Consider the following 22,614-nt stretch of genomic DNA (forward strand, 5'->3'; position numbering starts at 1 on the left):
GCGGGGGCGTGAGCCTGAACACGCTCCGCCGACGCGTCCCCGGGTGCCCGGCCGCCATCGGGGTGCGACGGCTACCCTTCAGGGGTGAGCAGTCAGCAGAACCCCGCCCCCGAGACCGCCGGGACAGCCACGCCCGAGGAACCCCGTCCGCGCCGGCTGACGTACGCGGCGGTGCTGGCCGCGCTGGAGGGCGCCGCGCTGGTGGCCGGCGGCCTGTGGGTGCTGGTCCGCGGGGTCACCGGTGAACCGGACGACCGGCAGCAGGCCGTGACCCTCGGCATCACGCTGATCGTGCTCGCGCTGCTGCCGCTGCTCGCCGCGCGCGGGCTGCTGCTGCGGCGCGGCTGGAGCCGGGGTCCCGCGGTGATCACCCAGCTCATGGCGCTGCCGGTGGCCTACAGCCTGCTCCAGGCCGACAGCATGGCCATCCCGGCCGGCATCGTCCTCGCCGCGATCGCCATCGCCACCCTGGTCCTCCTCGTCAACGGCGAGACGACCCGCGCCCTCGGCATCAAGGGACCCGGCCGGGCCGAGTAGCGCCCGGCGGGCAGGACGCCCGCCCGCGCGGTCGCGTGGCTCGTCCGGTCCGCCCGGCCCGGGGAGGGCGCGTCGCTCCGGGCGGGCGCGCGTCACTCCTCCACGAGGAGCTTCTCCCGCAGCTGGGCCAGCGTGCGGGCCAGCAGCCGGGAGACGTGCATCTGGGAGATGCCGACCTCCTGTGCGATCTGCGACTGGGTCATGTTCCCGAAGAAGCGCAGCAGCAGGATCCGCTTCTCGCGCGGCGGCAGGTCCTCCAGCAGCGGCTTGAGGGACTCGCGGTACTCCACCCCCTCCAGTGCCTCGTCCTCGGCACCCAGGGTGTCGGCGACCGCCGGCGACTCGTCGTCGGTGTCGGGGACGTCCAGGGACAGCGTGGAGTACGCGTTCGCCGACTCCAGGCCCTCCAGGACCTCCTCCTCCGAGATGGCCAGCTTCTCGGCCAGCTCGTGGACCGTCGGCGACCGGCCGTGCAGCTGGGACAGCTCGGCCGTCGCGGTGGTCAGCGAGAGCCGCAGCTCCTGGAGTCGGCGCGGCACCCGGACCGCCCAGCCCTTGTCCCGGAAGTGCCGCTTGATCTCGCCGACGACGGTCGGGGTGGCGTACGTGGAGAACTCCACCCCGCGCTCGGGATCGAACCGGTCGACGGACTTGATCAGACCGATCGTGGCGACCTGGGTGAGGTCGTCCAGCGGCTCGCCGCGGTTGCGGAAGCGGCGCGCCAGGTGCTCCACGAGCGGCAGATGCATGCGGACGAGCTGGTTGCGCAGCTCCGCGTACTGCGGGCTGCCGTCGGGCAGCGAGCGCAGCTCGACGAACATCGCCCGCGCCCCGCTGCGGTCCTGGACGTCGTGCTGTACGGCCTGCGCGGCCTCCGTGTCCGGCGCGTCGTCCTCGGCGTTTCGCCCGTGCTCGCTCATCGTCCCGCCCGTAGCCCTTCCCCGAGCCCTGGCCCCCGCGCGGACGTCGGACGCGGCGCCGTCGCCCGCCGTCGACGGCGTGCCCGGTCCGGCACCGTCACCGTCGATCCGCGCGGAGCCGTCCTCCGGGTGCGGCCTGGCCTGCTCGGGGATGCCGTCGATGCCGTCCGCCATGCGCCGGGAACTGTCCCGGAGGTCCGCCCCGGAGGTCTCGGCGTCACCCGACCAGGAGGCACCCCCGTCCCCGGTCGGCAGCTCCCGTGTGCCGCGCTCTTCGTCCCGCACCGGCCCGTCCCCGTTCCTCAGGCCGGCCCTGGGCCGACACCACGCTGTTTGTAGAGGCTGATCGAGACCGTCTTGTCCTCGTCCACGGCGGACGAGACCTTGCCCGCGAGGGCCGACAGCACGGTCCAGGCGAAGGTGTCCCGCGAGGGGGCGTGGCCGTCCGTCGTCGGGGCCGACACCGTCACTTCCAGCGAGTCGTCGACCAGACGGAAGACACAGCTGAGCACCGAGCCGGGCACGGCTTGCTGGAGCAGGATCGCGCATGCCTCGTCCACGGCGATGCGCAGATCCTCGATCTCGTCCAGGGTGAAGTCCAAGCGAGCCGCCAGACCGGCCGTGGCCGTCCGCAGCACCGACAGGTAGGCACCCGCAGCCGGCAGCCGGACTTCCACGAAGTCCTGGTTCGCCGCGGGCTCGCCTGCGATCTGGGACACCCTCACCTCCATGGTGGTACAAGCTTTACGGGGCCGAGGGTCGCCCCCCGGGGTAACGCGTACGTGGTTCAAGCGGTGACGCTATCGCGCCCCGAACGTTCCTGTCCCCCGGGACCCCAACCCCCTGACGTCACTCACAGTAAAGCTCCGGATACGCTCCGTGTCTAGGGGGTGGGCGGGCCCAAATGGGAAGAGCGCGCGCCGGATTGACGTACCCAGACGTCAGACGCTCGAACCGTCGTGCGGAAGCCGCCACAAGCAGTGTCACACGAGAACGTGGTCGGATGAGAAGTCCCGGTCGAACGTACGTGAGTCAGACGAGCACGTGGTCGACGAAGCACCACCGCCAGTCCTCGCCGGGCTCGAAGGTCCGCATCACCGGGTGACCCGTCCGCGCGTGATGCTCCGTCGCGTGCCGCCCCGGCGAGGAGTCGCAGCAGCCGACGTGACCGCAGGTGAGGCAGAGCCGGAGCTGTACCGGGTGCGTGCCGTCCCGCAGGCACTCCGGGCAGGTCGCGGCGAGCGGCTCCGGTTCCGGGTGCGGCAGCGCGTCGGCGTGCGTGCACTGTTTCATGATTGCCAGATTACGACGGGTGTGCGGATGACCGCGCGGAACAAGAGGGTGGGCGAGGACCTTGGACGTGATGCCGCTGCTGTTGCTGGTGGCGGGCAGTGCGGCGGTGGCCGGGGCGGCCCGGCGCACTCCCGCGCCGGCTCCCCTGCTGCTGGTCGCGGTGGGCCTGGCGGTCTCCTACATCCCCGGCGTGCCGTCGTACACCCTCGACCCGCACGTGGTCCTGCCGCTGCTGCTGCCCCCGCTGCTGTACACCTCGGCGAGCGACAGCTCCTACCTGGACCTGCGCGCGCAACTGCGGCCGGTGGCGCTGCTCTCGGTCGGGTACGTCCTCTTCGCGACCGTCGTAGTCGGCTGGGCCGCCTATGTGATCGTCCCCGGGCTGCCGCTGCCCGCCGCGCTGGTGCTCGGCGCGGTCGTGGCCCCGCCGGACGCGGTGGCCGCCACGGCGGTCGCGCGCCGGGTCGGCCTGCCCGCCCGGATCACCACCGTCCTCCAGGGCGAGTCCCTGCTGAACGACGCCACCGCGATCACCGCCTACAAGGTGGCGCTCGGCGCCGCCGTCGGCGAGGGCGCCACCTGGGCCGGGGGCATCGGCGAGTTCGCGCTCGCCGCGGTCGGCGGGGTCGGGATCGGCCTGGTCCTCATGGCACCCCTGCACTGGCTGCGCACCCACCTGAAGGAGCCGCTGCTGCAGAACACGCTCTCGCTGCTGATCCCGTTCGTCGCCTACGGGGTCGCCGAGCAGTCGCACGCCTCCGGGGTGCTCGCCGTCGTGGTCGTCGCCCTCTACCTCGGCCACCGCGCGTGGGAGGTCGACTTCGCCACCCGGCTCCAGGAGGAAGCGGTGTGGAAGATGGTCGCCTTCGTACTGGAGTCCGCGGTCTTCGCCCTGATCGGGCTGCAACTGCCGATCGTCCTCAAACGGCTCGGGGAGTACCAGGGCCCCGCCGCGGCCTGGTACGCGACCGCCGTCTTCCTGGTCGTCGTGGTGGCCCGGTTCGTCTGGGTCTACCCGGCCACCTTCCTGCCCCGGCTGCTGTCGGAGCGCATCCGCGCGCGCGAGGAGAACCCCACCTGGCGGGGCGCGATGGTCACCTCGTGGGCCGGCATGCGCGGGGTCGTCTCCCTGGCCATCGCCTTCGCCATCCCGTCGACCATGGCCGACGGCCCGCGCAACCTGATCCTCTTCCTGACCTTCACCACCGTCATCGGCACGCTCGTCGTGCAGGGCGTGACGCTTCCGCCGCTGATCCGGCTGCTGCGCTTCCCCGGCCGCGACCGGCAGACCGAGACCCTCGCCGAGGCCAACGCCCAGGCACAGGCCTCGCGGGCCGCCGAGGCCCGGCTCGACGACCTGCTCTCCGACGAGCGCAACGCCCTGCCGCCGCCGCTCGTCGACCGGCTGCACACCGTGCTGGAGCGCCGCCGCAACGCCGTCTGGGAACGGCTCGGCCAGGTCAACCCGGTCACCGGCGAGTCCGTGGACGACACCTACCGCCGGCTGTCCCGGGAGATGATCAGCGCCGAACGCGAGGTCTTCGTCAGGCTCCGCGATCACCGCTACATCGACGACGAGATGCTGCGCGCCCTGCTCAGGCGCCTGGACCTGGAGGAGGCGGCGGCCTTCAGGGAGGCCGGTTAGCGCTCCGGGGCGGCCGGCGGGGACTCCGGGAACGGCCGTCCGGTGACGACGGCGGCGATCGTGCTCCCGCGCGCGAAGGCGCCTTCTTCCGCGAGGGCGACAAGTCCGTAGAGCAACTTGGCGACATAGAGACGTTCCACCGGCAGTGCGTGCCGCTGCTCGAAGTCGCGTGCGAACGCCTCCAGCTCGGGAGTCGTACGGGCGTACCCGCCGAAGTGGAAGCGGTCGTCCAGGGACCAGACGCCGGTACGGGCGCCGAAGGCACGTTCCTGCAGGGTCTGTATGCCGGCCTCCAGGAAGTCGCCCTTCAGGACCGGTATGCCGAGCGCGCGCCCGTCCGCCGGGAGACCGGCGGCGAGTCCGGCGAGGGTGCCGCCGGTTCCGCAGGCGACCGCGACGACCTCGGCGTGCCCACGCAGTTCCGCGCCCAGCGCCCGGCAGCCCCGCACCGCCTCGGCGTTGCTGCCGCCCTCCGGGACGACATACGCGCCCTCGGCGCCGGCCGCCCGCAGGATCCGGGCCAGGGTCTCCGGCTCGGCCTTGTAGCGGTAGGTCGATCGGTCGACGAAGTGCAGCCGCATGCCGTCGGCCGCGCAGCGGGCCAGGGACGGGTTGAGCGGGCGGCCGGCCAGCTCCTGGCCGCGCACCACGCCCGTGGTGGGCAGGCCGAGCAGCCGGCCCGCTGCGGCGGTGGCCCGCAGGTGGTTGGAGTAGGCCCCGCCGAAGGTGACCAGGGGCCGGCCGCCGGCCGCCGCGATGTTCGGCACCAGCTTGCGCCACTTGTTGCCGACGAGGTGCGGGTGGATGAGGTCGTCACGCTTGAGCAGCAGCCTCAGCCCGTGGCGCTCGAACCGGGGGTCCCGCGCTTCCTGGAGGGGCGAGGGGAGGCGCGGGGCGAGCGGTCCGGGGCTGGTCACGGCTCCATTGTCGCCCGGGGTGGGGTGTCCGGGCACGGCCGTCGGCCGGTCGGTGACCGCGACCGGCCAGGGGCGCGCGGGGAACCGCATGACCAGCCACAGCGCGACGCGGGGAACCGCATGACCGGCCACAGCGCGGGCCGTGGCCGGCGCGCCCCGGCGCTAGTCCTTCAGCCGCTCCCGCACCCGCTCCCTCAGGGAACGCATCGAGACCCCTCGCGGATCCACCTTCCCCGGCTGCCACTCCAGGTGGCCGATGACCGATCGCTCCGTCCAGCCGTGACGGCGGCACAGCGCCGCGGCGGCCCGCACGATCGCCTCCAGCTGCTCGTCCGGCCACGGATCCTCCCCGTCGCCGAGGTTCTCGCACTCGAAGCCGTAGAAGTGCCGGTTGCCGTCGGTGTTCGCCTCGTTGTCCGGCGGCAGCCCCTTCTCGGCGATCACCGCGCGCAGCACCTCGTCGTCGCCGAGCCCGGCGTGGTTGGCACGGCCGTAGCCGACCAGGTGGACCCGGCCGTCCTTGGTGATCACGCCGTGGCACAGCGGGCCCGGCAGGTCCGCGTAGCCGTCGCGGCACAGGTCCACCGTCCGCTCGCTGCCCCGGGTCACCGTGTGGTGGATCATCACGCCGTGGACAGGCCCCCAGGGGCCCTTGTGATTGCGGTTGTGGTCCTGCCAGTCGCCGACCTCGACGACCGTGACGCCCTCGTCCCGGAGCGCTGCCAGGAATGCGCTCGCCGACATGGGTGGGGCCATGCCCGACTCCTTCGTGCCGTGCCCGCCCGGCCACCGAACCGGCCGGACGTCCTGCCTGCTTCTACCTAAACCGGACGTCCTGGAACACATCGTTCGTACGGTGTGCGAGCCGATCCGGACAGCGGGCGGATGCCATGCACACCTGGACAAAATCCCTTCCTCTGCCCACTAATCCGATGATCCATTCCCGCTCTTTCGGGTAATGGCGCGGACACAGTCGGTGCTGGGAGGCTCGGACGTGAGACCGGTGCCCGGTGCACTGCGGCACCGGGCATACATGGGAGGGCGTTTCCTTATGTCGGTAGGCGAAGAGGTCCGTACCGATCAGAACACGCCGCAGCAGTCCCTCGGGACGGCGGCGGCGCGCAATTTGGCCACCACCACCAAGTCCGTTCCGCAGATGCAGGAGATCAGCTCCCGCTGGCTGCTGCGCACGCTTCCCTGGGTCGATGTCCAGGGCGGCACCTACCGGGTGAACCGACGGCTCACCTACGCCGTCGGGGACGGCCGTATCACCTTTGTGAAGACCGGTGACCAGGTGGAGGTCATCCCGAACGAACTGGGCGAGCTGCCGGCCCTGCGGTCGTACGCGGACGAGGAGGTGCTGGCGGAACTGGCCCGGCGCTGCCGCCAGCGCGAAGTAGCGCCCGGCGAGGTGATCGCCGACTTCGGCCACCGGACCGACGAGGTGTACCTGCTCGCCCACGGCCGGGTGGAGAAGATCGGCACGGGTCCCTACGGCGACGACGCCGTCCTCGGGGTCCTGGCCGACGGCGCCTACTTCGGTGACCAGGCGCTGCTCGACCCGGAGGCGATCTGGGAGTACACCGTCCGCGCGGACACCGCGACCACGGTGCTGGTGCTCGGCCGTCAGGACTTCCAGCAGGTCGCCGAGCGCTCCGACTCGCTGCGCGCCCACCTCGAACGGCTGCGCTCGATCCCCCGGCAGCGGACCAACAAGTACGGCGAGAAGGAGGTCGAGCTGGCGGCCGGCCACTCCGGCGAGCCCGACATCCCGCACACCTTCGTGGACTACGAGCCGCGGCCCCGCGAGTACGAACTGAGCATCGCCCAGACCGTCCTGCGCATTCACACGCGCGTGGCCGACCTCTACAACCAGCCGATGAACCAGACCGAGCAGCAGCTGCGGCTCACGGTCGAGGCGCTGAAGGAGCGTCAGGAACACGAGCTGGTCAACAACCCCGAGTTCGGCCTGCTCAGCAACTGCGAGTACGACCAGCGGATCCAGCCGCACGACGGCGCGCCGAGCCCGGACGACATGGACGAGCTGCTCAGCCGCCGCCGGGGCACCAAGCTCTTCCTGGCCCACCCGCGCGCGATCGCCGCGTTCGGCCGCGAGCTGAACAAGCGGGGCCTGGTCCCGGAGACCATCGACATCGGCGGCAACCGCATCCCCACCTGGCGCGGGGTGCCGATCTACCCCTGCAACAAGATCCCGATCAGCGAGGCCCGTACGACCTCCATCATCGCCATGCGTACCGGCGAGTCCGAGCAGGGCGTCATCGGTCTGCGGCAGTCCGGCATCCCGGACGAGATCGAACCGAGCCTGTCCGTGCGGTTCATGGGCATCAACGAGCAGGCCATCATCAAATACCTGGTGACGGCCTACTACTCGGCCGCCGTGCTGGTGCCCGACGCGCTCGGTGTCCTGGAGAACGTCGAGATCGGCCGGTGGAGGTGACGTTTCCGCACGTAGTGGCCGTGTTCCCGGCCGCCGCAAGGGGTAGGCCCTCGGGGAACGCGTCCGGGCGGTCCGGTGGCACCGGACCGCCCGGACCTGGCGAGGGGGAGGCATGGCCGAGTACATGACGGAGACCGACGAGCGTTCCCCCGCTGTGCCGCATTCCGGCGCGGCGGGGGAGCCCCGGGAGACCACCGGGACCGGGCCCGGTCCGCTCGACGGACAGGAGGCCCTGGCGCAGCTGGAGCGCACCCGGACCCTGGTCTACCCGGAGCTGCGCGCGGCCGTGGAGTCGCTGCCCGGTGCCATGCGCCGGATCGGGCTCTACCACTTCGGCTGGCAGCACGCCGACGGCACACCGGCGGCGGGCAACGCGGGCAAGGCGATCCGGCCGGCGCTCGTGCTGGCGGCGGCCGCGGCGCTCGGCGGCCCGGCGGCGCGGGCGGCGGCGGTCCGGGCCGCGGCGGCGGTCGAACTGGTCCACAACTTCACGTTGTTGCACGACGACGTGATGGACCGGGACACCACCCGCCGGCACCGGCCGACGGCCTGGACCGTGTTCGGGGACACCGACGCGATCCTCGCCGGGGACGCCCTCCAGGCGCTGGCCCTGCGGCTGCTCGCCGAGGACCCGCACCCCGCCTCCGTCCCGGCCGCGGCCCGCCTCGCGGCCTGCGTGGTGGAGCTGTGCGAGGGGCAGCACGCGGACACCGACCTGGAGCAGCGCGCTCCGGACGCGGTGACGCTGGACGAGGTGCTCGCCATGGCCGAGGCCAAGACCGGCGCGCTGCTGGGCTGCGCGTGCGCGCTCGGCGCGCTGTACGCGGGAGCCGGTGCGGAGGAGGTGGCCGCGCTGGACGGGTTCGGCCGCCAGGCCGGGCTCGCCTTCCAGCTGATCGACGACGTGATCGGGATATGGGGAGACCCGCGGCACACCGGCAAGCCGGTCGGCGCGGATCTCGCCGCCCGCAAGAAGTCCCTGCCGGTGGTGGCGGCGCTCACCTCCGGAGCGCCGGAGGCGTCCGAGCTGGCCGCGTTGTACGGGAAGCCGTACCTCGCCGAGGAGGCGGAGGCCGGGGAGATCGCGCGCACCGCACTGGCGGTGGAGCGGGCCGGCGGCCGGGACTGGGCGCAGGCCGAGGCGGCCGACCGGATGGCCCGGGCCATGCAGGAACTGGCCCGCGCGGTCCCCGACCCGGAGGCGGCGGGCGGTCTGCTGGCGCTCGCCGAGTTCGTCACCCGGCGCAGCAACTGAGCGCCGCCGGCCGGCGGCCGAGGAGAACCCGGAGACTCCGGGTCCGTGTGGCTCCTGACCCCGCACGGGCCGACGGAGGCTCCGGTCGGAGGCCCCGCACACCCCCACAGTGTGCGGGGCACCGCCTTCCCGTCCCCGGCCTGGGCGGCGGGATGCGAGGAGGGCGCCTACGCTGAGGGCATGGGCGGCGAGGAATCCGTCTGTCCCGTCTGTGGACAGCCCGTGGAAACGGTCGTCAAGCGGCACAAGACGCTGGGCGCCTGGGTGCCGGTCTGGGGCCGCGGCCCGTGCCGCAACCCCGACTGCGCGGCGTACACCGGCTCCGGCGGCCCGGAGAGCGACCGGCCGGCCACCGCCGGCCCCCGTGCCCCCGCGTCCGGATCCGACCCTGGCCCCCCTCGTGGCCCGGGCCGCTCCGCCGGGATGCGGAACGACGGCGGCCGAGCACCTGAGCGTCCGGGGACGCCGTGAACAGGACCGGTCGACGGCCGGGGACGCCGTAGCGTGGGTGGATGCCGAAACTTCCGTACATCCTGCACATCACCGAACGCTCCCGGTGGGAGGCGGCGCGTGAGCGCGGTGCCTATGAGCTGTCCACCCGGGGCCGCACCCTCCAGGAGGAGGGCTTCATCCACTTCTCCAGCCGCGAGCAGCTCCCGCGCGTGGCCGCGTTCCTCTACGGCGGCTACGACGGCCCGGACGAGCTGGTCGTCCTGGTCGTGGACCCGGCCAGGGTCGGGGCGCCGGTGCGCTACGAGTCCGCCGAGCCGGGCGGGGAGGAGTTCCCGCACGTGTACGGGCCGCTGCCGGTCGAGGCCGTGGTGGACGTGGAGCCCTGGGGCTGAACCGGCCCGCGCCCACGGCCCGTCAGGACGCCGGGCGTTCGATGAAACGGAGCTGGTTGCCCGCCGGGTCCCGGAAGGCGCAGTCCCGGACCCCGTACGGCTGGTCCATCGGCTCCTGGAGGACGTCGGCGCCGGACTCCCGCACCCGCTCGTACAGCGCGTCGCAGTCGGGCGTGGTGAAGATGACCCCGCGCAACAGGCCCTTGGCGAGGAGTTCGCCCAGGGCCTGCTTGTCCGCGGGCGAGGCGTCGGGGCTCGCGTCCGGCGGCTCCAGCACGATCTCCACGTCCGGCTGGAGCGGGGAGCCCACGGTCACCCAGCGCATCCCCTCGAAGCCCACGTCGTTGCGGATCTCCATGCCCAGCACATCGCGGTAGAAGGCGATGGCCTTGTCGTGATCGTCCACCGCGAGGAAACACTGCGCGAGTTTCACGTCCATGGGCTCACCCTAGATCCGGCCGGCATCCAGCGCCTCAGTACGGGCGGCGGCGCGGCCGGGTCAGCCTGCGGGCCACGCACGGCGGGATCGCGGCGCTCTCCTCGTGATCGCGGGCGCGGTAGGCGCTCGGTGTCTCGCCGACCAGCTCGGTGAAGCGGGAACTGAAGGAGCCGAGGGAGGTGCAGCCGACGGCGAGGCACACCTCGGTCACGGTGAGGTCGCCCCGGCGCAGCAGGGTCTTGGCCCGCTCGATCCGGCGGGTCATGAGATAGCCGTACGGGGTCTCGCCGAACGCCTTGCGGAAGCTGCGCTGGAAGTGGCCCGGGGACATCAGGGCGTCACGGGCCAGCTCGGTCATGTCGAGCGGTTCGGCGTACTCCCGGTCCATGCGGTCGCGCACGCGCCGCAGTCGTCTCAGGTCCTCCAGTGCGGTCACCCGCCCAGCCTCCCACAGCTCCCTGCCGGGACCACCCCGTGAGAAAACCGCACCCGGTCCGCGGTCGCGCCGTGATGGGCGCGGGTCCGCGGGCCGGGTGCGGTCAGGAGGTGCTCAGGCGGTCAGGCCTGCTTGGTCTCCCAGAAGATCTTGGCGATCTGCTCGATGTAGTCCAGAGCCTTCTGGCCCGTCGCCGGGTCGGTGGAGGCCTTGGCGGCGGAGAGCGCCTTCAGGGTGTCGTTGACCAGCTGGTGCAGCTCCGGGTACTTCTCGAAGTGCGGCGCCTTGAAGTAGTCGCTCCACAGGACGGAGACGTGGTGCTTCGCGAGCTCCGCGCGCTGCTCCTTGATGACGGTGGCGCGAGCCTGGAAGTGGGGGTCGTCATTGCTGGCCATCTTCTCCTGGACGGCCTTCACCGACTCCGCCTCGATGCGGGCCTGGGCCGGGTCGTACACGCCGCAGGGCAGGTCGCAGTGGGCGCTGACCTTGACCTTGGGGGCAAACAGGCGGGAAAGCATGGAGCATTCCTTCCTCGTGATCGTCTTCTCAGGTGCGACATTACTCCCTGAGGAACGCGATTTCTCGGCTGCCCCCTAGGGCTTAGGACAAAAGTCCAGGGTGAGACTGAGACTGGTGGAGGAACGGACCGGGGAGGTGCCGGGGATGCCGGAACTGTCGCAGGAGACCGAGCGGGGAAGGGGGATGGCGCCCTTCGGGCTGGCGGAGGTGACCGGCCCGTCCATGGTGCCCACGCTGCACCACGGGGACCAACTGCTGGTGCGCTACGGGGGTGTGGTGCGGCCCGGTGACGTGGTGGTCCTGCGCCATCCCTTCCAGCAGGACCTGCTGGTGGTCAAGCGGGCGGTGGAGCGGCGCGACGGCGGCTGGTGGGTGCTCGGGGACAACCCCTACGCGGGCGGGGACAGCACGGACTACGGGGTGGTGCCCGAGGAACTGATCCTGGGCAAGGCGCTGTTCCGGTTCCGGCCGGCCGGGGCCGGTCAGCGCTCGCCGCTCGCGCTGGTGCGCTGGGCGCTCTCGGCGGTCCGGCCGCTGCTGCCCGACCGGTCGGCCTCCAGGCGTTTGCGGGCCCGGTAGGCGGCCACGTTGGCGCGGGTGGCGCAGCGGTCCGAGCAGTAGCGGCGGGAGCGGTTGGTGGAGGTGTCCAGGTAGGCGTTGCGGCACGGGGGCGCCTGGCACAGGCCGAGGCGGTCGACGCCGTACTCGGTGAGGTGGAAGGCGAGGCCCATCGCCGCGATCGCCGCGTAGCCGGCGGTGGCGTTGGAGGGGTGGTCGGCCAGGTGCATGTGCCACAGCGGCCGGCCGTCGTCGTCCCGGTAGTCGTGCCCGGAGATCTGCGGGCTGACCGGGAACTCCAGCAGCAGTGAGTTCAGCAGGTCCACGGCCAGGGTCTCGTCGCCCTGGTCGGCGGCCTCGAAGACCGCGCGCAGCCGCGCCCGGACCGAGCGGAAGCGGGTCACGTCGGCGTCCGTGGCGCGGCGGGCGGCCGACGCGTTGACGCCGAAGAGGTCGCGGACGGCCTCGACCGTGGTCAGGGTGTCCGTGCCCCGGGCCGGCTCCTCGCTGTTGACGAGACGTACGGCGTAATCCGAGTAATAGGCCAGTTCCACTTGTAGTCCTTACGCGGGCGTCTTATGGTCGGATCTGCGGTCGGGTAACAGCCGGTCGTGCTTCCAGGGTATTACGTGAGATGAGGGGAGCCGGATTTCATGACGACGAGTACCGGAACCGACTGGGCGGCCTGGCAGGAGAGCTGGGACCGGCAGCAGGAGTGGTACATGCCGGACCGCGAGGAACGTTTCCGGATCATGCTCGACATGGTCGAGGCGCTCGTGGGCACGGCGCCCCGCGTGCTCGACCTGGCCTGCGGCACCGGCAGCATCACCGCCCGGCTGCTGCGCCGCTTCCCCGAGGCCACCAGCACCGGCGTCGACCTGGACCCGGCGCTGCTCGCCATCGCGCACGGCACCTTCGACGGCGACGACCGGGTCACGCTCGTCACCGCCGACCTGAAGGACCCCGACTGGCCGGCGAAGCTGCCGTACGACTCCTACGACGCGGTGCTCACCGCCACCGCCCTGCACTGGCTGCACGCCGAACCCCTCGCGGCCCTCTACGGCCGGATCGCGGGACTGGTCCGCGACGGCGGTGTCTTCATGAACGCGGACCACATGATCGACGAGACCACGCCCCGGATCAACGAAGCCGAGCGCGCCCAGCGGCACGCCCGCATGGAACAGGCCAAGCGGGACGGCGCCCTGGACTGGGCCGACTGGTGGCAGCTGGCGGCGCAGGACCCGGTCCTCGCCGAGCCGACCGCCCGCCGCTTCGAGATCTACGGCGAGCACGCCGACGGGGACATGCCCTCGGTCCAGTGGCACGCGCGCGTGCTGCGCGAGAAGGGGTTCGCCGAGGCCAGGCCGGTGTGGTGCTCCCCGTCGGACACGCTGCTGCTCGCGCTGAGGTAGGCGGGCAGGCGTGCGGGGCGGTACGGGTGGCCCGTACCGCCCCGCACGCGCCGCTCACAGCACCTTGGACAGGAAGGACTGCGTCCGCTCGTGCCGCGGGTTGGTCAGGACGTCCCTGGGGTGGCCGGATTCGACCACCACGCCGCCGTCCATGAAGACCAGGCTGTCGCCCACCTCGCGGGCGAAGCCCATCTCGTGGGTCACGACGACCATGGTCATGCCGGACTCGGCGAGGTCCCGCATGACGTCCAGGACGTCACCGACCAGCTCCGGGTCCAGGGCCGAGGTCGGCTCGTCGAACAGCATCAGCTTCGGCTCCATCGCCAGCGCCCGGGCGATCGCCACCCGCTGCTGCTGGCCGCCGGAGAGCTGGGAGGGGTAGTGCCCGGCCCGGTCGGCCAGGCCCACGCGCTCCAGCAGCTGCATGGCCCGCTCCCGGGCCTCACCGCGGCTCGCGCCCTTCACCTGGACCGGCGCCTCCATGACGTTCTCCACGGCCGTCATGTGCGGGAACAGGTTGAAGCGCTGGAAGACCATGCCGATGTCGCGCCGCTTCATGGCGACCTCGCGGTCCCGCAGCTCGTACAGCTTGTCGCCCTGCTGGCGGTAGCCGACCAGGTCGCCGTCGACGTACAGCCGTCCGGCGTTGATCTTCTCCAGGTGGTTGATGCAGCGCAGGAACGTCGACTTCCCGGAGCCGGAGGGGCCGATCAGGCAGAACACCTCGCCCGGCTTCACCTCCAGGTCGATGCCCTTGAGCACCTCGACCTGGCCGAAGGACTTGTGCACGCCCTCCGCCTTGACCATGGGGACGGCGTCCCGCGGCCGGGTGTCCTGCTTCTTGCTCAGCTTGTCGGTCATGCCGTGACCTTCCTGCTGGAGAAGGTCGTCAGATGCTTCTTCACCTTCTGCCACGGGGTCGGGGGGAGGGTGCGGCTGGAGCCGCGGGCGTAGTACCGCTCCAGGTAGTACTGGCCCACGCTCAGCACCGAGGTCATGATCAGGTACCAGGCCGCGGCGAGGAAGTACATCTCCACCGGGGCGCCGGAGTTCTGGCCGATGTCCTGGGCGTAGCGGAAGAGTTCCGAGAACTGGACCTGCGCCACGAGCGAGGTCGTCTTCAGCATGTTGATCACTTCGTTGCCCGTCGGCGGCACGATCACCCGCATCGCCTGCGGGATCACCACCCGGCGCAGGGTCTTGCCGTGGCTCATGCCGAGCGCGTGGGCCGCCTCGGTCTGGCCCTCGTCCACCGCGAGCAGGCCCGCCCGGCAGATCTCGGCCATGTACGCCGCCTCGTTCAGACCCAGGCCGAGCAGCGCCGTCAGCAGCGGCGTCATGAAGCTCGACCAGTAGTCCTTGTAGACCGGCATCAGGTTGATGTACTCGAAGACCAGGCCCAGGTTGAACCAGAGGAACAGCTGGACCAGGACCGGGGTGCCGCGGAAGAACCAGATGTAGAACCAGGCGATCGCCGAGGTCACCGGGTTCTTCGACAGCCGCATCACCGCCAGGATGATGCCGCCGACGATGCCGATCAGCATCGACAGGACCGTCAGCAGGAGGGTCTTGCCGACACCGGTCATGATCCGGTCGTCGAAGAAGTAGTCGGGTATCGCGTGCCAGTTGATCTTGCCCTGGGCGAACGCGTTGATGATCGCGACGAGGACCGCGATCGCGATGACGGCGGTGACGTACCGTCCGTAGTGCCGCACCGGAATGGCCTTGATGGCCTCGGCGCCGGCCGGGGGCGTGTCCTTGGGACCCGCCGTCTTGTCGATGTCAGTCACGGGGAGTGCCTCTCGGTGGCCGCTGCTTGCAGGTCGCGGGTCACTTGCCGCCGTTGATGACGGACTGCTTGACGGCGCCGTCCTGGGCGCCCCACTTCTCGAGGATCTTCTGGTACTCGCCGTTCTTGATGATCGCGTCCATCGCCGCCTGGAGGGCGTCCCGCAGCTGGGTCTCGTCCTTGGAGACCGCGATGCCGTACGGGGCCGCCTCGACCTGGTCGCCGACCAGCTCGAAGTCCTTGCCGCCGCCGGAGGTCTTCACGGCGTACGCGGCGACCGGGAAGTCGGCGGACACGGCATCCACGCCGCCCGAGCGCAGCCGGGTCTGGGCCTGCTGGTTGTCGTCGAACGCCTCGATGGAGAGCTTCTTGCCCTTCGGACACTTCTTGGCCTGCTGCTTGGCCAGGTCGTCCGAGGTGGTACCGCGCTGCACGGCCAGCTTCTTGCCGCACAGGTCGGTCCAGGTCTTTATGCCCTCGGTGTCTCCCTTGCGGGTGTATATGGAGACACCGGCGGTCAGGTAGTCGACGAAGTCGACGCCCTCGCCGACGTGCTTGCCGGTCTCGGGGTCGACGCCCTCCTGACGGTTCTTGTTGTCCGTCATCGCCGACATCGCGATGTCGTACCGGTCCGAACGCAGACCGGTGAGCAGGGCGTCGAACGTGCCGTTCTGGAACTCGAACGTCACCCCGAGCTGCTTGCCCAGGGCCTCCGCCAGGTCCGGGTCCAGGCCGACCACCTTGCCGGCGGAGTCCTTGTACTCCACCGGGGCATACGCGATGTCCGAACCGACCCGGATCTTGCCCTTGCCCCGGATGTCCTGCGGGAGCTTGCCGGCGAGCGGGGCGCTGTCGGCGGACGCGCTGCCGGAGTCCTTGTTCTTGTCCTTCGTCTGGTCACCGCAGCCGGTGAGCAGCAGGGCGCCTGCGACCGCGATCGCACCGACCGCGGCAAGACGGGAGCGCGCGGCGGTGGTACGACGGGTGGAGCTTGCGGTCATCGTGGTTCCTCCGGCGGATGGGAAGAGTTGCCGATGGGTCGACGGAAACACACACCTTCGGGTGTCGCGACCTCGTGGGTTTACGGCATCTTGCCATTCGGACTACGCCATTCAGGGGAGTCGCTATGTCAAAATCGGATAACGGGTGACCCCCGAAACGGATCAGGTCGGTACAACCCCGGTCCATAGCCGCAGGACCATCTGCGGTAATCCGCTCCGCCGGCCGGAGAATCTTCGGCGTGTCTCACCATGTGGTCGTCTGGACCCCTCTGCGGCCCGCGCGATTTCCAGCCATTTCGGTCCGTCGGTCGCGCGTCATCTGCCCGTCGCCCGCCCGTTCCGGGATGTGACCTTGGACCTATTGGACTCGTCGCGGGCACCGTCCGTCCGGTAAGAAGGTTCTTTACACCCCTCATCCGGGGCTCAGGGCGCGTGTGCGGCGCGCCCGTCGCGTATGGCCTCGCACGTATCAGCAAACGGGCCGTACGCGGTGCCCGCCCACCCCTCACCAGGAGTGGTCGACCCTCAAACCATGCATACCTAAGGGGTAAGACAAAGTGGCAGCGGAGATCGTCAATCCTCGCAGCGACAACACAACGGACCAGGACGGCGGGGCCGAGCCCCTCGATTCCTTCGATCCGGCGTTCGCGCTGCACCGCGGCGGCAAGATGGCCGTGCAGGCCACCGTGCCGGTCCGCGACAAGGACGACCTTTCCCTCGCGTACACGCCCGGCGTCGCGCGCGTGTGCACCGCGATCGCGGAACAGCCGGAGCTGGTCAACGACTACACGTGGAAATCCAATGTGGTCGCCGTCGTCACCGACGGTACGGCCGTGCTCGGGCTCGGGGACATCGGTCCCCAGGCATCCCTCCCCGTGATGGAGGGCAAGGCCATCCTGTTCAAGCAGTTCGGCGGCGTGGACGCGGTCCCGATCGCCCTCGACTGCACCGACGTCGACGACATCGTGGAGACCGTCGTCCGGCTCGCTCCCTCCTTCGGCGGAGTGAACCTGGAGGACATCTCGGCCCCCCGGTGCTTCGAGATCGAGCGCCGGCTCCAGGAGCGACTGGACATCCCGGTCTTCCACGACGACCAGCACGGCACGGCCGTCGTGACGCTCGCGGCGCTGCGCAACGCGGCGCGGCTGAGCGGACGCGAGATCGGGCAGCTGCGGGCCGTCATCTCGGGCGCCGGCGCGGCCGGTGTCGCCATCGCCAGGATGCTGGTCGAGGCCGGCATCGGGGACGTGGCGGTGACGGACCGCAAGGGCGTGGTGTCGGCCGACCGGGACGACCTGACCCCGGTCAAGCGCGAGCTGGCCGGATTCACCAACAAGGCCGGTCTCACCGGTTCGCTGGAGAACGCCCTGGCGGGTGCGGACGTCTTCATCGGCGTCTCCGGCGGTACGGTCCCGGAGGAGGCCGTGGCCTCCATGGCTCAGGGCGCCTTCGTGTTCGCGATGGCCAACCCGAACCCCGAGGTGCACCCCGACGTCGCGCACAAGTACGCGGCGGTCGTCGCCACCGGGCGCTCGGACTTCCCCAACCAGATCAACAACGTGCTGGCCTTCCCCGGCATCTTCGCCGGCGCGCTCCAGGTGCGGGCCACGCGGATCACGGAGGGAATGAAGATCGCCGCGGCGGAGGCGCTGGCCGCGGTCGTCGGCGACGACCTCGCCGCCGACTACGTGATCCCCTCGCCGTTCGACGAGCGGGTCGCTCCCGCCGTCACCGCGGCGGTCGCGGCCGCGGCCCGCGCGGAGGGCGTCGCCCGCCGCTGACCCGGCACTGAACGGCCCCGCCCGCTTGGGCGGGGCCGTTTTTGTCGCTGGGGGTGGCGGCGTGCGAGCCGGGGGTTCGGAAGCGTCGGTCGGGGTTGGGGGGTGCGGGGCACGGGGTGCCGGTCGGGGGCGGGCCGGGGTGCGGTTCGTGGGGGGCCGCGGTCCTGCGTCGTACGGGTGCCGTTGCGCAAGAGGGCATGTGTCACAGGGGGGCCTGGTTCCGCCGGCCGCGCCGCGCACCTATCGTCGGCTGCATGTTCGCTGTCTACGCTGCCCGAATCGACCGCGACCAGCCGCTCACCGGCCTCGAGTTGGGGGAGCGTCCGGCTCCCGAGGCCCGTCCCGGCTGGAGCACGATCACCGTGCGCGCCGCCTCCCTCAACCACCACGACCTCTGGTCCCTGCGGGGCGTCGGCCTCCCGGAGGACCGGCTGCCGATGATCCTCGGCTGCGATGCCGCCGGTGTCGACGCGGACGGCAACGAAGTCGTCCTGCACTCCGTCATCGGCCAGAGCGGCCATGGCGTCGGCCCGCACGAGCCGCGCTCCATCCTCACCGAGCGCTATCAGGGCACCTTCGCCGAACAGGTCGCCGTACCGACCTGGAACGTGCTGCCCAAGCCCAAGGAGCTGTCCTTCGCCGAGGCCGCCTGTCTGCCGACGGCCTGGCTGACGGCGTACCGGATGCTGTTCACCAACGCCGGGGTACGGCCCGGGGACTCGGTCCTCGTGCAGGGCGCGGGCGGAGGTGTCGCCACGGCCGCGATCGTCCTCGGCAAGGCGGCCGGACTGCGGGTCTTCGCCACCAGCCGGGACGAGGCGAAGCGGAAGCGGGCCGTGGAGCTGGGCGCCGTGGAGGCAGTGGAGCCGGGGGCCCGGCTGCCGCAGCGGGTGGACGCCGTCATCGAGACCGTGGGCGCCGCGACCTGGTCCCACTCGGTGAAGTCGCTGCGGCCCGGTGGCACGCTGGTCATCTCCGGGGCGACCAGCGGGGACCGGCCCTCGCATGCCGAGCTGACGCGGATCTTCTTCCTGGAGCTGAAGGTCGTCGGGTCCACGATGGGCACGAAGGACGAGCTGGAGGACCTCCTCTCCTTCTGTGCCGCGACCGGTGTGCGGCCCGTGATCGACGAGGAGCTTCCGCTGGACCGGGCGCGCGAGGGCTTCGAACGGCTCGCGTCCGGGGAGCAGTTCGGCAAGATCGTGCTGACCAACTCCTAGCTTTCCGGGGGAGTTGGGAACCGAGGGCGGGTCCGGGGTGCCGGGCCCGCCTTTTTCGCGGACTGGTCGTCAACATAGGTTGACGGATGGAGAGCGTCAACCTATGTTGACGGCATGAGTGAGGCAACCCATCTCGCCCAGCGGGCCGGCGACCGTGATCCACGGGTCGGGCTGCGGGCCGTGGCCGCGCTGCGGCGGCTGCTGGAGCAGTTGGAGGCGGTACAGGTGCGCAGTGCGCGCGATCAGGGCTGGTCGTGGCAGGAGATCGCCGCGGAGCTGGGTGTCAGCAAGCAGGCCGTGCACAAGAAGTACGGGAGGCGTTGATGTTCGAGCGGTTGACCAAGGACGCGCGGGCGGTGATCGAGGGTGCGATCGAGCAGGCGCGAAGCGGCGGGGCGCGGACCGTCGATGCCGAGCACGTACTGCTCGCGCTGCTCGGCAGCGAGGGCGGCCGGGCCTCGTTCGCGCTGTCCGCCCTGGGGCTCGGGGAGTCGCGGGACGCGGTGCGGGAGGCGGTGGGGGAGGCGCGGCGCCGGGCGGGGCTGACCCGGGCCGAGGCGGACGCGCTCGCCGGGCTGGGGATCGATGTGGGGGAGATCGTGGCCCGGGTGGAGGAGGCGCACGGGGTCGGGGCGATGACCGGGGATGCGGGGAGTCCGGGGCGGTGGAGCGGAGGCCGGCCCAGGTTCGGCCGGGGGGCCAAGGACGTGCTGGAGCGGGCGTTGCGGGTGGCCCTCGGGCGGGGGGAGCGGTCTGTCGGGGGTGAGCATTTGCTGTTGGCGCTCACGGTTCTGCCCGGCGTGGCGGGGGAGGTGCTGGCCGACTTCGGGGTGACGTTCGAGGAGGTGACGAGGGTCTGCCCACCCGCCCACTCGGCCCGGTCGGCCGAGAAGTGACCCGTCCGGGGCCCCGGAGGACTTGCCTCCGGGGCGTTGCGGTCAGGACTTGTGGGGATGCAGGATCGCCGCGATGTGGGCCGCCGCCCTGGTGAGGTGGTGGCGGGTTTCCTGGAGCTGGACCGGCGTGATGCCGTTGTCCCGGGCCGCGTCGCGGATGTCGTCGCGGAAGCGGTCCAGCAGACGGTCCAGGTCGCGGGCCGGGTCGCCGGTGGGCGTCTCGTGGGCCCAGGTCGGTTCGTACTCGGCGGGGAAGTCCTCCGTGGCCGGGGTGTAGTGCGGCTCCGAGGGCGGAGCGGGGCGGGGCGTCTCCTCCGTGGTGCGGGGAAAGCCTCCGTCCTCGCCGGACTCCTCGCCCGTGCCCCCGGTCCAGTCCCCGGCGAAGTCCTTGCCCGGGTCCTTGCCCGTGTCCTTGGTCCAGTCCCTGGCGAATTCCTTGCCGAAGTCGCCGAATTCCTTCGCCAGTTCGGACAGGCCCTCGCGGAGGCCCGTGGGCCAGTCGCCGCGCGTGAAGCGGTCCTGGACGCGTTCCTGGACGCGCCGGGCGATGCGCTGCACCTCTTCCTGCGCCTGCGCCCGTGCCCGTGCCTGCGCCTCCCGGGCCTGGCGGCGGGCCCGCTCGGCCTCCTCGCGCGCCCGGCGGCTCTCGTCCTTCGCGCGCCGGGCCTGCTCCTTCCACTCCTGCTTGACCCGGCGCATCTCCTCCTTGGTGGCCCACCACGCGTCCTTGTCGCCCGGATCGCCGTACTCCCCGTAAGGGAAGTCGCCCCCGGACGTCCGCGCCCGGCGGGCCTCGGACGCGGCGGCACGCACCTCGCGGCGCAGGTCGCCGGCCGCGCCCCGCACATCGGCCCTTATCTCGGCGGCCAGTTCCGCGACCGACTCGCGGATCTCCAGCTCCAGGTCGGCCAGTTCACCGCTGCGGTCGGCCAGTTCGGCACGGCCCGCGTCCGTGATGGCGTACACCTTGCGGCCGCCCTCGGTGGTGTGCCGGACCAGACCCTCCGCCTCCAGCTTGGCCAGGCGCGGGTAGACCGTGCCCGCCGAGGGGGCGTAGAGGCCCTGGAAGCGCTCCTCCAGGAGCCTGATCACCTCGTAGCCGTGGCGCGGGGCCTCGTCGAGCAGTTTGAGCAGATACAGGCGGAGGCGGCCGTGGGCGAAGACGGGAGGCATGTCAGAGCACCTTCTTGTCGGTCGTGCCGTCGGCCGGTGCGCCGGTGGCGGCGGCGTCCTGGCCGGAAACGGCATTCTCCCCCGGCGCGACCGGGGAGTGACCGGCCGGGTGGGGTGCCGTGCGCGCGGAGGAGGCCTTCGGTGAGGTGCCGGTGCCGGTGCCGGTTTCCGGTGCGCCGGGGTGCTCCTCCTCCCGGGGCGGCCGGCGCAGCAGGGCTATCGAGCCCGAGACCGTGGTGGCCCGCAGTCTGCCCGTGCCCGCGCCCAGCCGGCCGGTGATCTTGTGCGTGCCCCACTGGCCGTGCACCCGCAGCCCCTCGAAGGCGTTGGACACCACGCCGCTCGTGGTGTTCGCCTCCACCTCGGCGTCCGCCGGGTGCGGCAGGCGGATGGCGATCTCGCCGGAGACGCTGGTCAGGCCGACGTCCGTGGGGCCGCCCGGATCCAGGTCGACGATCAACGAGCCGCTGACGGTCTCGGCGCGCACGGACGGGCCGGAGCCCGCGACGACGGTGAGATCTCCGGAGACCGAGTGGAACGTCAGCTCCCCGGTGACCGCCTGGGCCTCCAGGTCCCCGGAGACGGTCTCCGCGCGGACCGGGCCCGAGACGCCGACCAGGGTGGTGTCGCCGTTCACCCCCCTGAGCACCACGGGACCGCGGACGCCCGAGACGACCGCGCCGGCGCCCACCACGCCCACCTCCGCGCGCGTGCCGGCCGGGACCGCGAGCGAGACCACCGTGCTGCGGTGCCGGCCCTTGCGGCCGAGCCACTTGAGGAAGCCCTTCCAGGGCAGGTCCTCGTAGGTCACGGTCAGCGTGCAGCCGTTGCGGGTGACCACCAGGGGCGGCCCCGTCAGCTCCGAGACCTCCAGCCGCGCCGTGTCCTCCTCCGTGCCGACGACGTTCACCGTGCCGTTGACGACGCGGACCCGGAGATCGCGCACCGGGCCGTCGAAGGTCAGCTTCTGAGGTGCGGTGACGGACCACTCGGACATGGGACCTCCTCGGCCGGAGCGCGGTCGGACACGCCATATCGCGTCCTCTCTCAAACACGATATATCGCGGTGAGGTGAAGTCAAGACACTCTTTCGAGGGAGGCATGCCGGCATGGGGGGACAGGCCGCCCGGGGACGGGGCGCGTCGGCGGCGGCATACGCTGGTGGGGAGAGTTGCCGGCTGGATGTTCAAGCAGGAGACGTAGCCCCTATGTACTTCACCGACCGCGGTATCGAGGAGCTGGAGAAGCGGCGTGGCGAGGAAGAGGTCACCTTCGAGTGGCTCGCCGAGCAGTTGCGCACGTTCGTGGACCTGAACCCGGACTTCGAGGTGCCCGTGGAGCGGCTGGCCACCTGGCTCGCCCGGCTCGACGACGAGGACGACGAGTAGAGCGGACAGAAGCGGGGCACAGGGCCGGGCACGACGCCGGCGCAACCCCTCCTGACCAGCCGGAACAGGCGGAACAGGCGAAAGGGCCCGGTGCCGAGCGAGAACTCGGTACCGGGCCCTTTTCGCGGGAGG

The 22,614-nt window shown here is 71.6% G+C and carries 27 protein-coding genes; 13 read left to right on the forward strand and 14 right to left on the reverse strand.

What is annotated here, in order from left to right:
• Positions 1-84: 84 nt before the first annotated feature.
• Positions 85-537: a hypothetical protein gene (locus IH25_RS0116295; protein WP_030609819.1), complete on the forward strand. Its 453-nt coding sequence runs from the start codon at positions 85-87 to the stop codon at positions 535-537.
• A gap of 92 nt (positions 538-629) precedes the next feature.
• Here the strand turns inward: IH25_RS0116295 and IH25_RS0116300 are convergent, their stop codons facing one another.
• The 3 genes from IH25_RS0116300 to IH25_RS0116310 form a co-directional block, all read right to left on the reverse strand.
• A complete protein-coding gene (locus IH25_RS0116300; protein WP_209445323.1) occupies positions 630-1,742 on the reverse strand; it encodes an RNA polymerase sigma factor SigF in 1,113 nt (370 codons plus the stop codon).
• A gap of 17 nt (positions 1,743-1,759) precedes the next feature.
• Entirely contained in the window at positions 1,760-2,176 is a 417-nt protein-coding gene (locus IH25_RS0116305) for an ATP-binding protein (protein WP_030609825.1), read from the reverse strand.
• A gap of 313 nt (positions 2,177-2,489) precedes the next feature.
• Positions 2,490-2,750 (reverse strand): UBP-type zinc finger domain-containing protein, encoded by a 261-nt coding sequence (locus IH25_RS0116310; RefSeq protein ID WP_030609828.1) that lies wholly within the window; start codon positions 2,748-2,750, stop codon positions 2,490-2,492.
• Between the two features lie 61 nt (positions 2,751-2,811).
• Between IH25_RS0116310 and IH25_RS0116315 the strand changes: the two genes are divergently transcribed.
• On the forward strand, positions 2,812-4,395 hold the full coding sequence (locus IH25_RS0116315) for a Na+/H+ antiporter (protein ID WP_030609831.1): 1,584 nt from the start codon (positions 2,812-2,814) through the stop codon (positions 4,393-4,395).
• On the opposite strand, the gene IH25_RS0116320 is transcribed toward IH25_RS0116315, so the two are convergent.
• Entirely contained in the window at positions 4,392-5,312 is a 921-nt protein-coding gene (locus tag IH25_RS0116320) for a 1-aminocyclopropane-1-carboxylate deaminase/D-cysteine desulfhydrase (RefSeq protein WP_030609834.1), read from the reverse strand. The genes IH25_RS0116315 and IH25_RS0116320 overlap by 4 nt on opposite strands.
• A gap of 162 nt (positions 5,313-5,474) precedes the next feature.
• Positions 5,475-6,068 carry an N-acetylmuramoyl-L-alanine amidase gene (locus IH25_RS0116325; protein WP_030609837.1) on the reverse strand — a complete coding sequence of 198 codons (594 nt, stop codon included), beginning with the start codon at positions 6,066-6,068 and terminating at the stop codon, positions 5,475-5,477.
• 295 nt (positions 6,069-6,363) lie between these two features.
• On the opposite strand from IH25_RS0116325, the gene IH25_RS0116330 reads away from it, so the two are divergent.
• From IH25_RS0116330 to IH25_RS0116340, 4 genes are all read left to right on the forward strand, one after another.
• Positions 6,364-7,770, forward strand: coding sequence for a family 2B encapsulin nanocompartment shell protein (locus IH25_RS0116330; protein ID WP_030609840.1), 1,407 nt, complete (start codon positions 6,364-6,366; stop codon positions 7,768-7,770).
• Positions 7,771-7,882: 112 nt separating this feature from the next.
• The gene (locus IH25_RS0116335) at positions 7,883-9,025 is read left to right on the forward strand and encodes a family 2 encapsulin nanocompartment cargo protein polyprenyl transferase (protein WP_030609843.1); all 1,143 of its coding nucleotides are present in this window, start codon (positions 7,883-7,885) and stop codon (positions 9,023-9,025) included.
• A 180-nt stretch (positions 9,026-9,205) separates the two neighbouring features.
• On the forward strand, positions 9,206-9,496 hold the full coding sequence (locus IH25_RS42290; RefSeq protein WP_078844279.1) for a hypothetical protein: 291 nt from the start codon (positions 9,206-9,208) through the stop codon (positions 9,494-9,496).
• 41 nt (positions 9,497-9,537) lie between these two features.
• Positions 9,538-9,870: a DUF952 domain-containing protein gene (locus tag IH25_RS0116340; RefSeq protein ID WP_030609846.1), complete on the forward strand. Its 333-nt coding sequence runs from the start codon at positions 9,538-9,540 to the stop codon at positions 9,868-9,870.
• Between the two features lie 22 nt (positions 9,871-9,892).
• On the opposite strand, the gene IH25_RS0116345 is transcribed toward IH25_RS0116340, so the two are convergent.
• The 3 genes from IH25_RS0116345 to sodN all read right to left on the reverse strand — a co-directional run bounded on the left by IH25_RS0116345 (position 9,893) and on the right by sodN (position 11,263).
• Positions 9,893-10,309, reverse strand: coding sequence for a VOC family protein (locus IH25_RS0116345; RefSeq protein WP_030609850.1), 417 nt, complete (start codon positions 10,307-10,309; stop codon positions 9,893-9,895).
• Positions 10,310-10,343: 34 nt separating this feature from the next.
• Positions 10,344-10,745 carry a helix-turn-helix transcriptional regulator gene (locus IH25_RS0116350; RefSeq protein ID WP_030609853.1) on the reverse strand — a complete coding sequence of 134 codons (402 nt, stop codon included), beginning with the start codon at positions 10,743-10,745 and terminating at the stop codon, positions 10,344-10,346.
• Between the two features lie 122 nt (positions 10,746-10,867).
• On the reverse strand, positions 10,868-11,263 hold the full coding sequence (sodN, locus tag IH25_RS0116355; protein WP_030609856.1) for a superoxide dismutase, Ni: 396 nt from the start codon (positions 11,261-11,263) through the stop codon (positions 10,868-10,870).
• 145 nt (positions 11,264-11,408) lie between these two features.
• On the opposite strand from sodN, the gene sodX reads away from it, so the two are divergent.
• The gene (gene sodX / locus IH25_RS0116360) at positions 11,409-11,843 is read left to right on the forward strand and encodes a nickel-type superoxide dismutase maturation protease (protein ID WP_037655073.1); all 435 of its coding nucleotides are present in this window, start codon (positions 11,409-11,411) and stop codon (positions 11,841-11,843) included.
• On the opposite strand, the gene IH25_RS0116365 is transcribed toward sodX, so the two are convergent.
• Positions 11,747-12,376, reverse strand: coding sequence for a CGNR zinc finger domain-containing protein (locus IH25_RS0116365; RefSeq protein ID WP_030609862.1), 630 nt, complete (start codon positions 12,374-12,376; stop codon positions 11,747-11,749). The genes sodX and IH25_RS0116365 overlap by 97 nt on opposite strands.
• 99 nt (positions 12,377-12,475) lie before the next feature.
• Here IH25_RS0116365 and IH25_RS0116370 point away from each other — a divergent pair, with 99 nt between their 5' ends.
• On the forward strand, positions 12,476-13,234 hold the full coding sequence (locus IH25_RS0116370) for a class I SAM-dependent methyltransferase (RefSeq protein ID WP_030609865.1): 759 nt from the start codon (positions 12,476-12,478) through the stop codon (positions 13,232-13,234).
• Positions 13,235-13,288: 54 nt separating this feature from the next.
• On the opposite strand, the gene IH25_RS0116375 is transcribed toward IH25_RS0116370, so the two are convergent.
• The 3 genes from IH25_RS0116375 to IH25_RS0116385 are packed head-to-tail and all read right to left on the reverse strand — an operon-like array spanning position 13,289 to position 16,024.
• The gene (locus tag IH25_RS0116375; protein ID WP_030609868.1) at positions 13,289-14,041 is read right to left on the reverse strand and encodes an amino acid ABC transporter ATP-binding protein; all 753 of its coding nucleotides are present in this window, start codon (positions 14,039-14,041) and stop codon (positions 13,289-13,291) included.
• Between the two features lie 50 nt (positions 14,042-14,091).
• A complete protein-coding gene (locus IH25_RS0116380) occupies positions 14,092-15,024 on the reverse strand; it encodes an amino acid ABC transporter permease (protein ID WP_030609871.1) in 933 nt (310 codons plus the stop codon).
• Positions 15,025-15,064: 40 nt separating this feature from the next.
• On the reverse strand, positions 15,065-16,024 hold the full coding sequence (locus tag IH25_RS0116385) for an ABC transporter substrate-binding protein (protein ID WP_030609874.1): 960 nt from the start codon (positions 16,022-16,024) through the stop codon (positions 15,065-15,067).
• A 557-nt stretch (positions 16,025-16,581) separates the two neighbouring features.
• Between IH25_RS0116385 and IH25_RS0116390 the strand changes: the two genes are divergently transcribed.
• The 4 genes from IH25_RS0116390 to IH25_RS0116405 all read left to right on the forward strand — a co-directional run bounded on the left by IH25_RS0116390 (position 16,582) and on the right by IH25_RS0116405 (position 19,921).
• Complete coding sequence (locus IH25_RS0116390) at positions 16,582-17,805, forward strand: NAD(P)-dependent malic enzyme (RefSeq protein ID WP_030609877.1); 1,224 nt, start codon at positions 16,582-16,584, stop codon at positions 17,803-17,805.
• Between the two features lie 254 nt (positions 17,806-18,059).
• Positions 18,060-19,025 carry a zinc-binding dehydrogenase gene (locus IH25_RS0116395; protein WP_030609880.1) on the forward strand — a complete coding sequence of 322 codons (966 nt, stop codon included), beginning with the start codon at positions 18,060-18,062 and terminating at the stop codon, positions 19,023-19,025.
• 114 nt (positions 19,026-19,139) lie between these two features.
• Positions 19,140-19,349 (forward strand): helix-turn-helix domain-containing protein, encoded by a 210-nt coding sequence (locus IH25_RS0116400; protein ID WP_030609883.1) that lies wholly within the window; start codon positions 19,140-19,142, stop codon positions 19,347-19,349.
• Positions 19,349-19,921, forward strand: coding sequence for a Clp protease N-terminal domain-containing protein (locus IH25_RS0116405; RefSeq protein WP_030609887.1), 573 nt, complete (start codon positions 19,349-19,351; stop codon positions 19,919-19,921). Before IH25_RS0116400 ends, IH25_RS0116405 begins: the two co-directional genes overlap by 1 nt.
• Positions 19,922-19,963: 42 nt before the next feature.
• Here IH25_RS0116405 and IH25_RS0116410 read toward each other — a convergent pair whose 3' ends face one another.
• Together IH25_RS0116410 and IH25_RS0116415 are read right to left on the reverse strand one after the other, a co-directional pair.
• A complete protein-coding gene (locus tag IH25_RS0116410) occupies positions 19,964-21,094 on the reverse strand; it encodes a PadR family transcriptional regulator (RefSeq protein WP_030609890.1) in 1,131 nt (376 codons plus the stop codon).
• A gap of 1 nt (position 21,095) precedes the next feature.
• Positions 21,096-22,091, reverse strand: coding sequence for a DUF4097 family beta strand repeat-containing protein (locus IH25_RS0116415; protein ID WP_030609893.1), 996 nt, complete (start codon positions 22,089-22,091; stop codon positions 21,096-21,098).
• Between the two features lie 211 nt (positions 22,092-22,302).
• On the opposite strand from IH25_RS0116415, the gene IH25_RS0116420 reads away from it, so the two are divergent.
• Positions 22,303-22,482: a DUF6104 family protein gene (locus IH25_RS0116420; protein ID WP_003992906.1), complete on the forward strand. Its 180-nt coding sequence runs from the start codon at positions 22,303-22,305 to the stop codon at positions 22,480-22,482.
• The last annotated feature ends 132 nt before the right edge of the window (positions 22,483-22,614 follow it).

It is taken from the genome of Streptomyces achromogenes subsp. achromogenes (assembly GCF_000720835.1).
Lineage (GTDB): Bacteria > Actinomycetota > Actinomycetes > Streptomycetales > Streptomycetaceae > Streptomyces > Streptomyces achromogenes.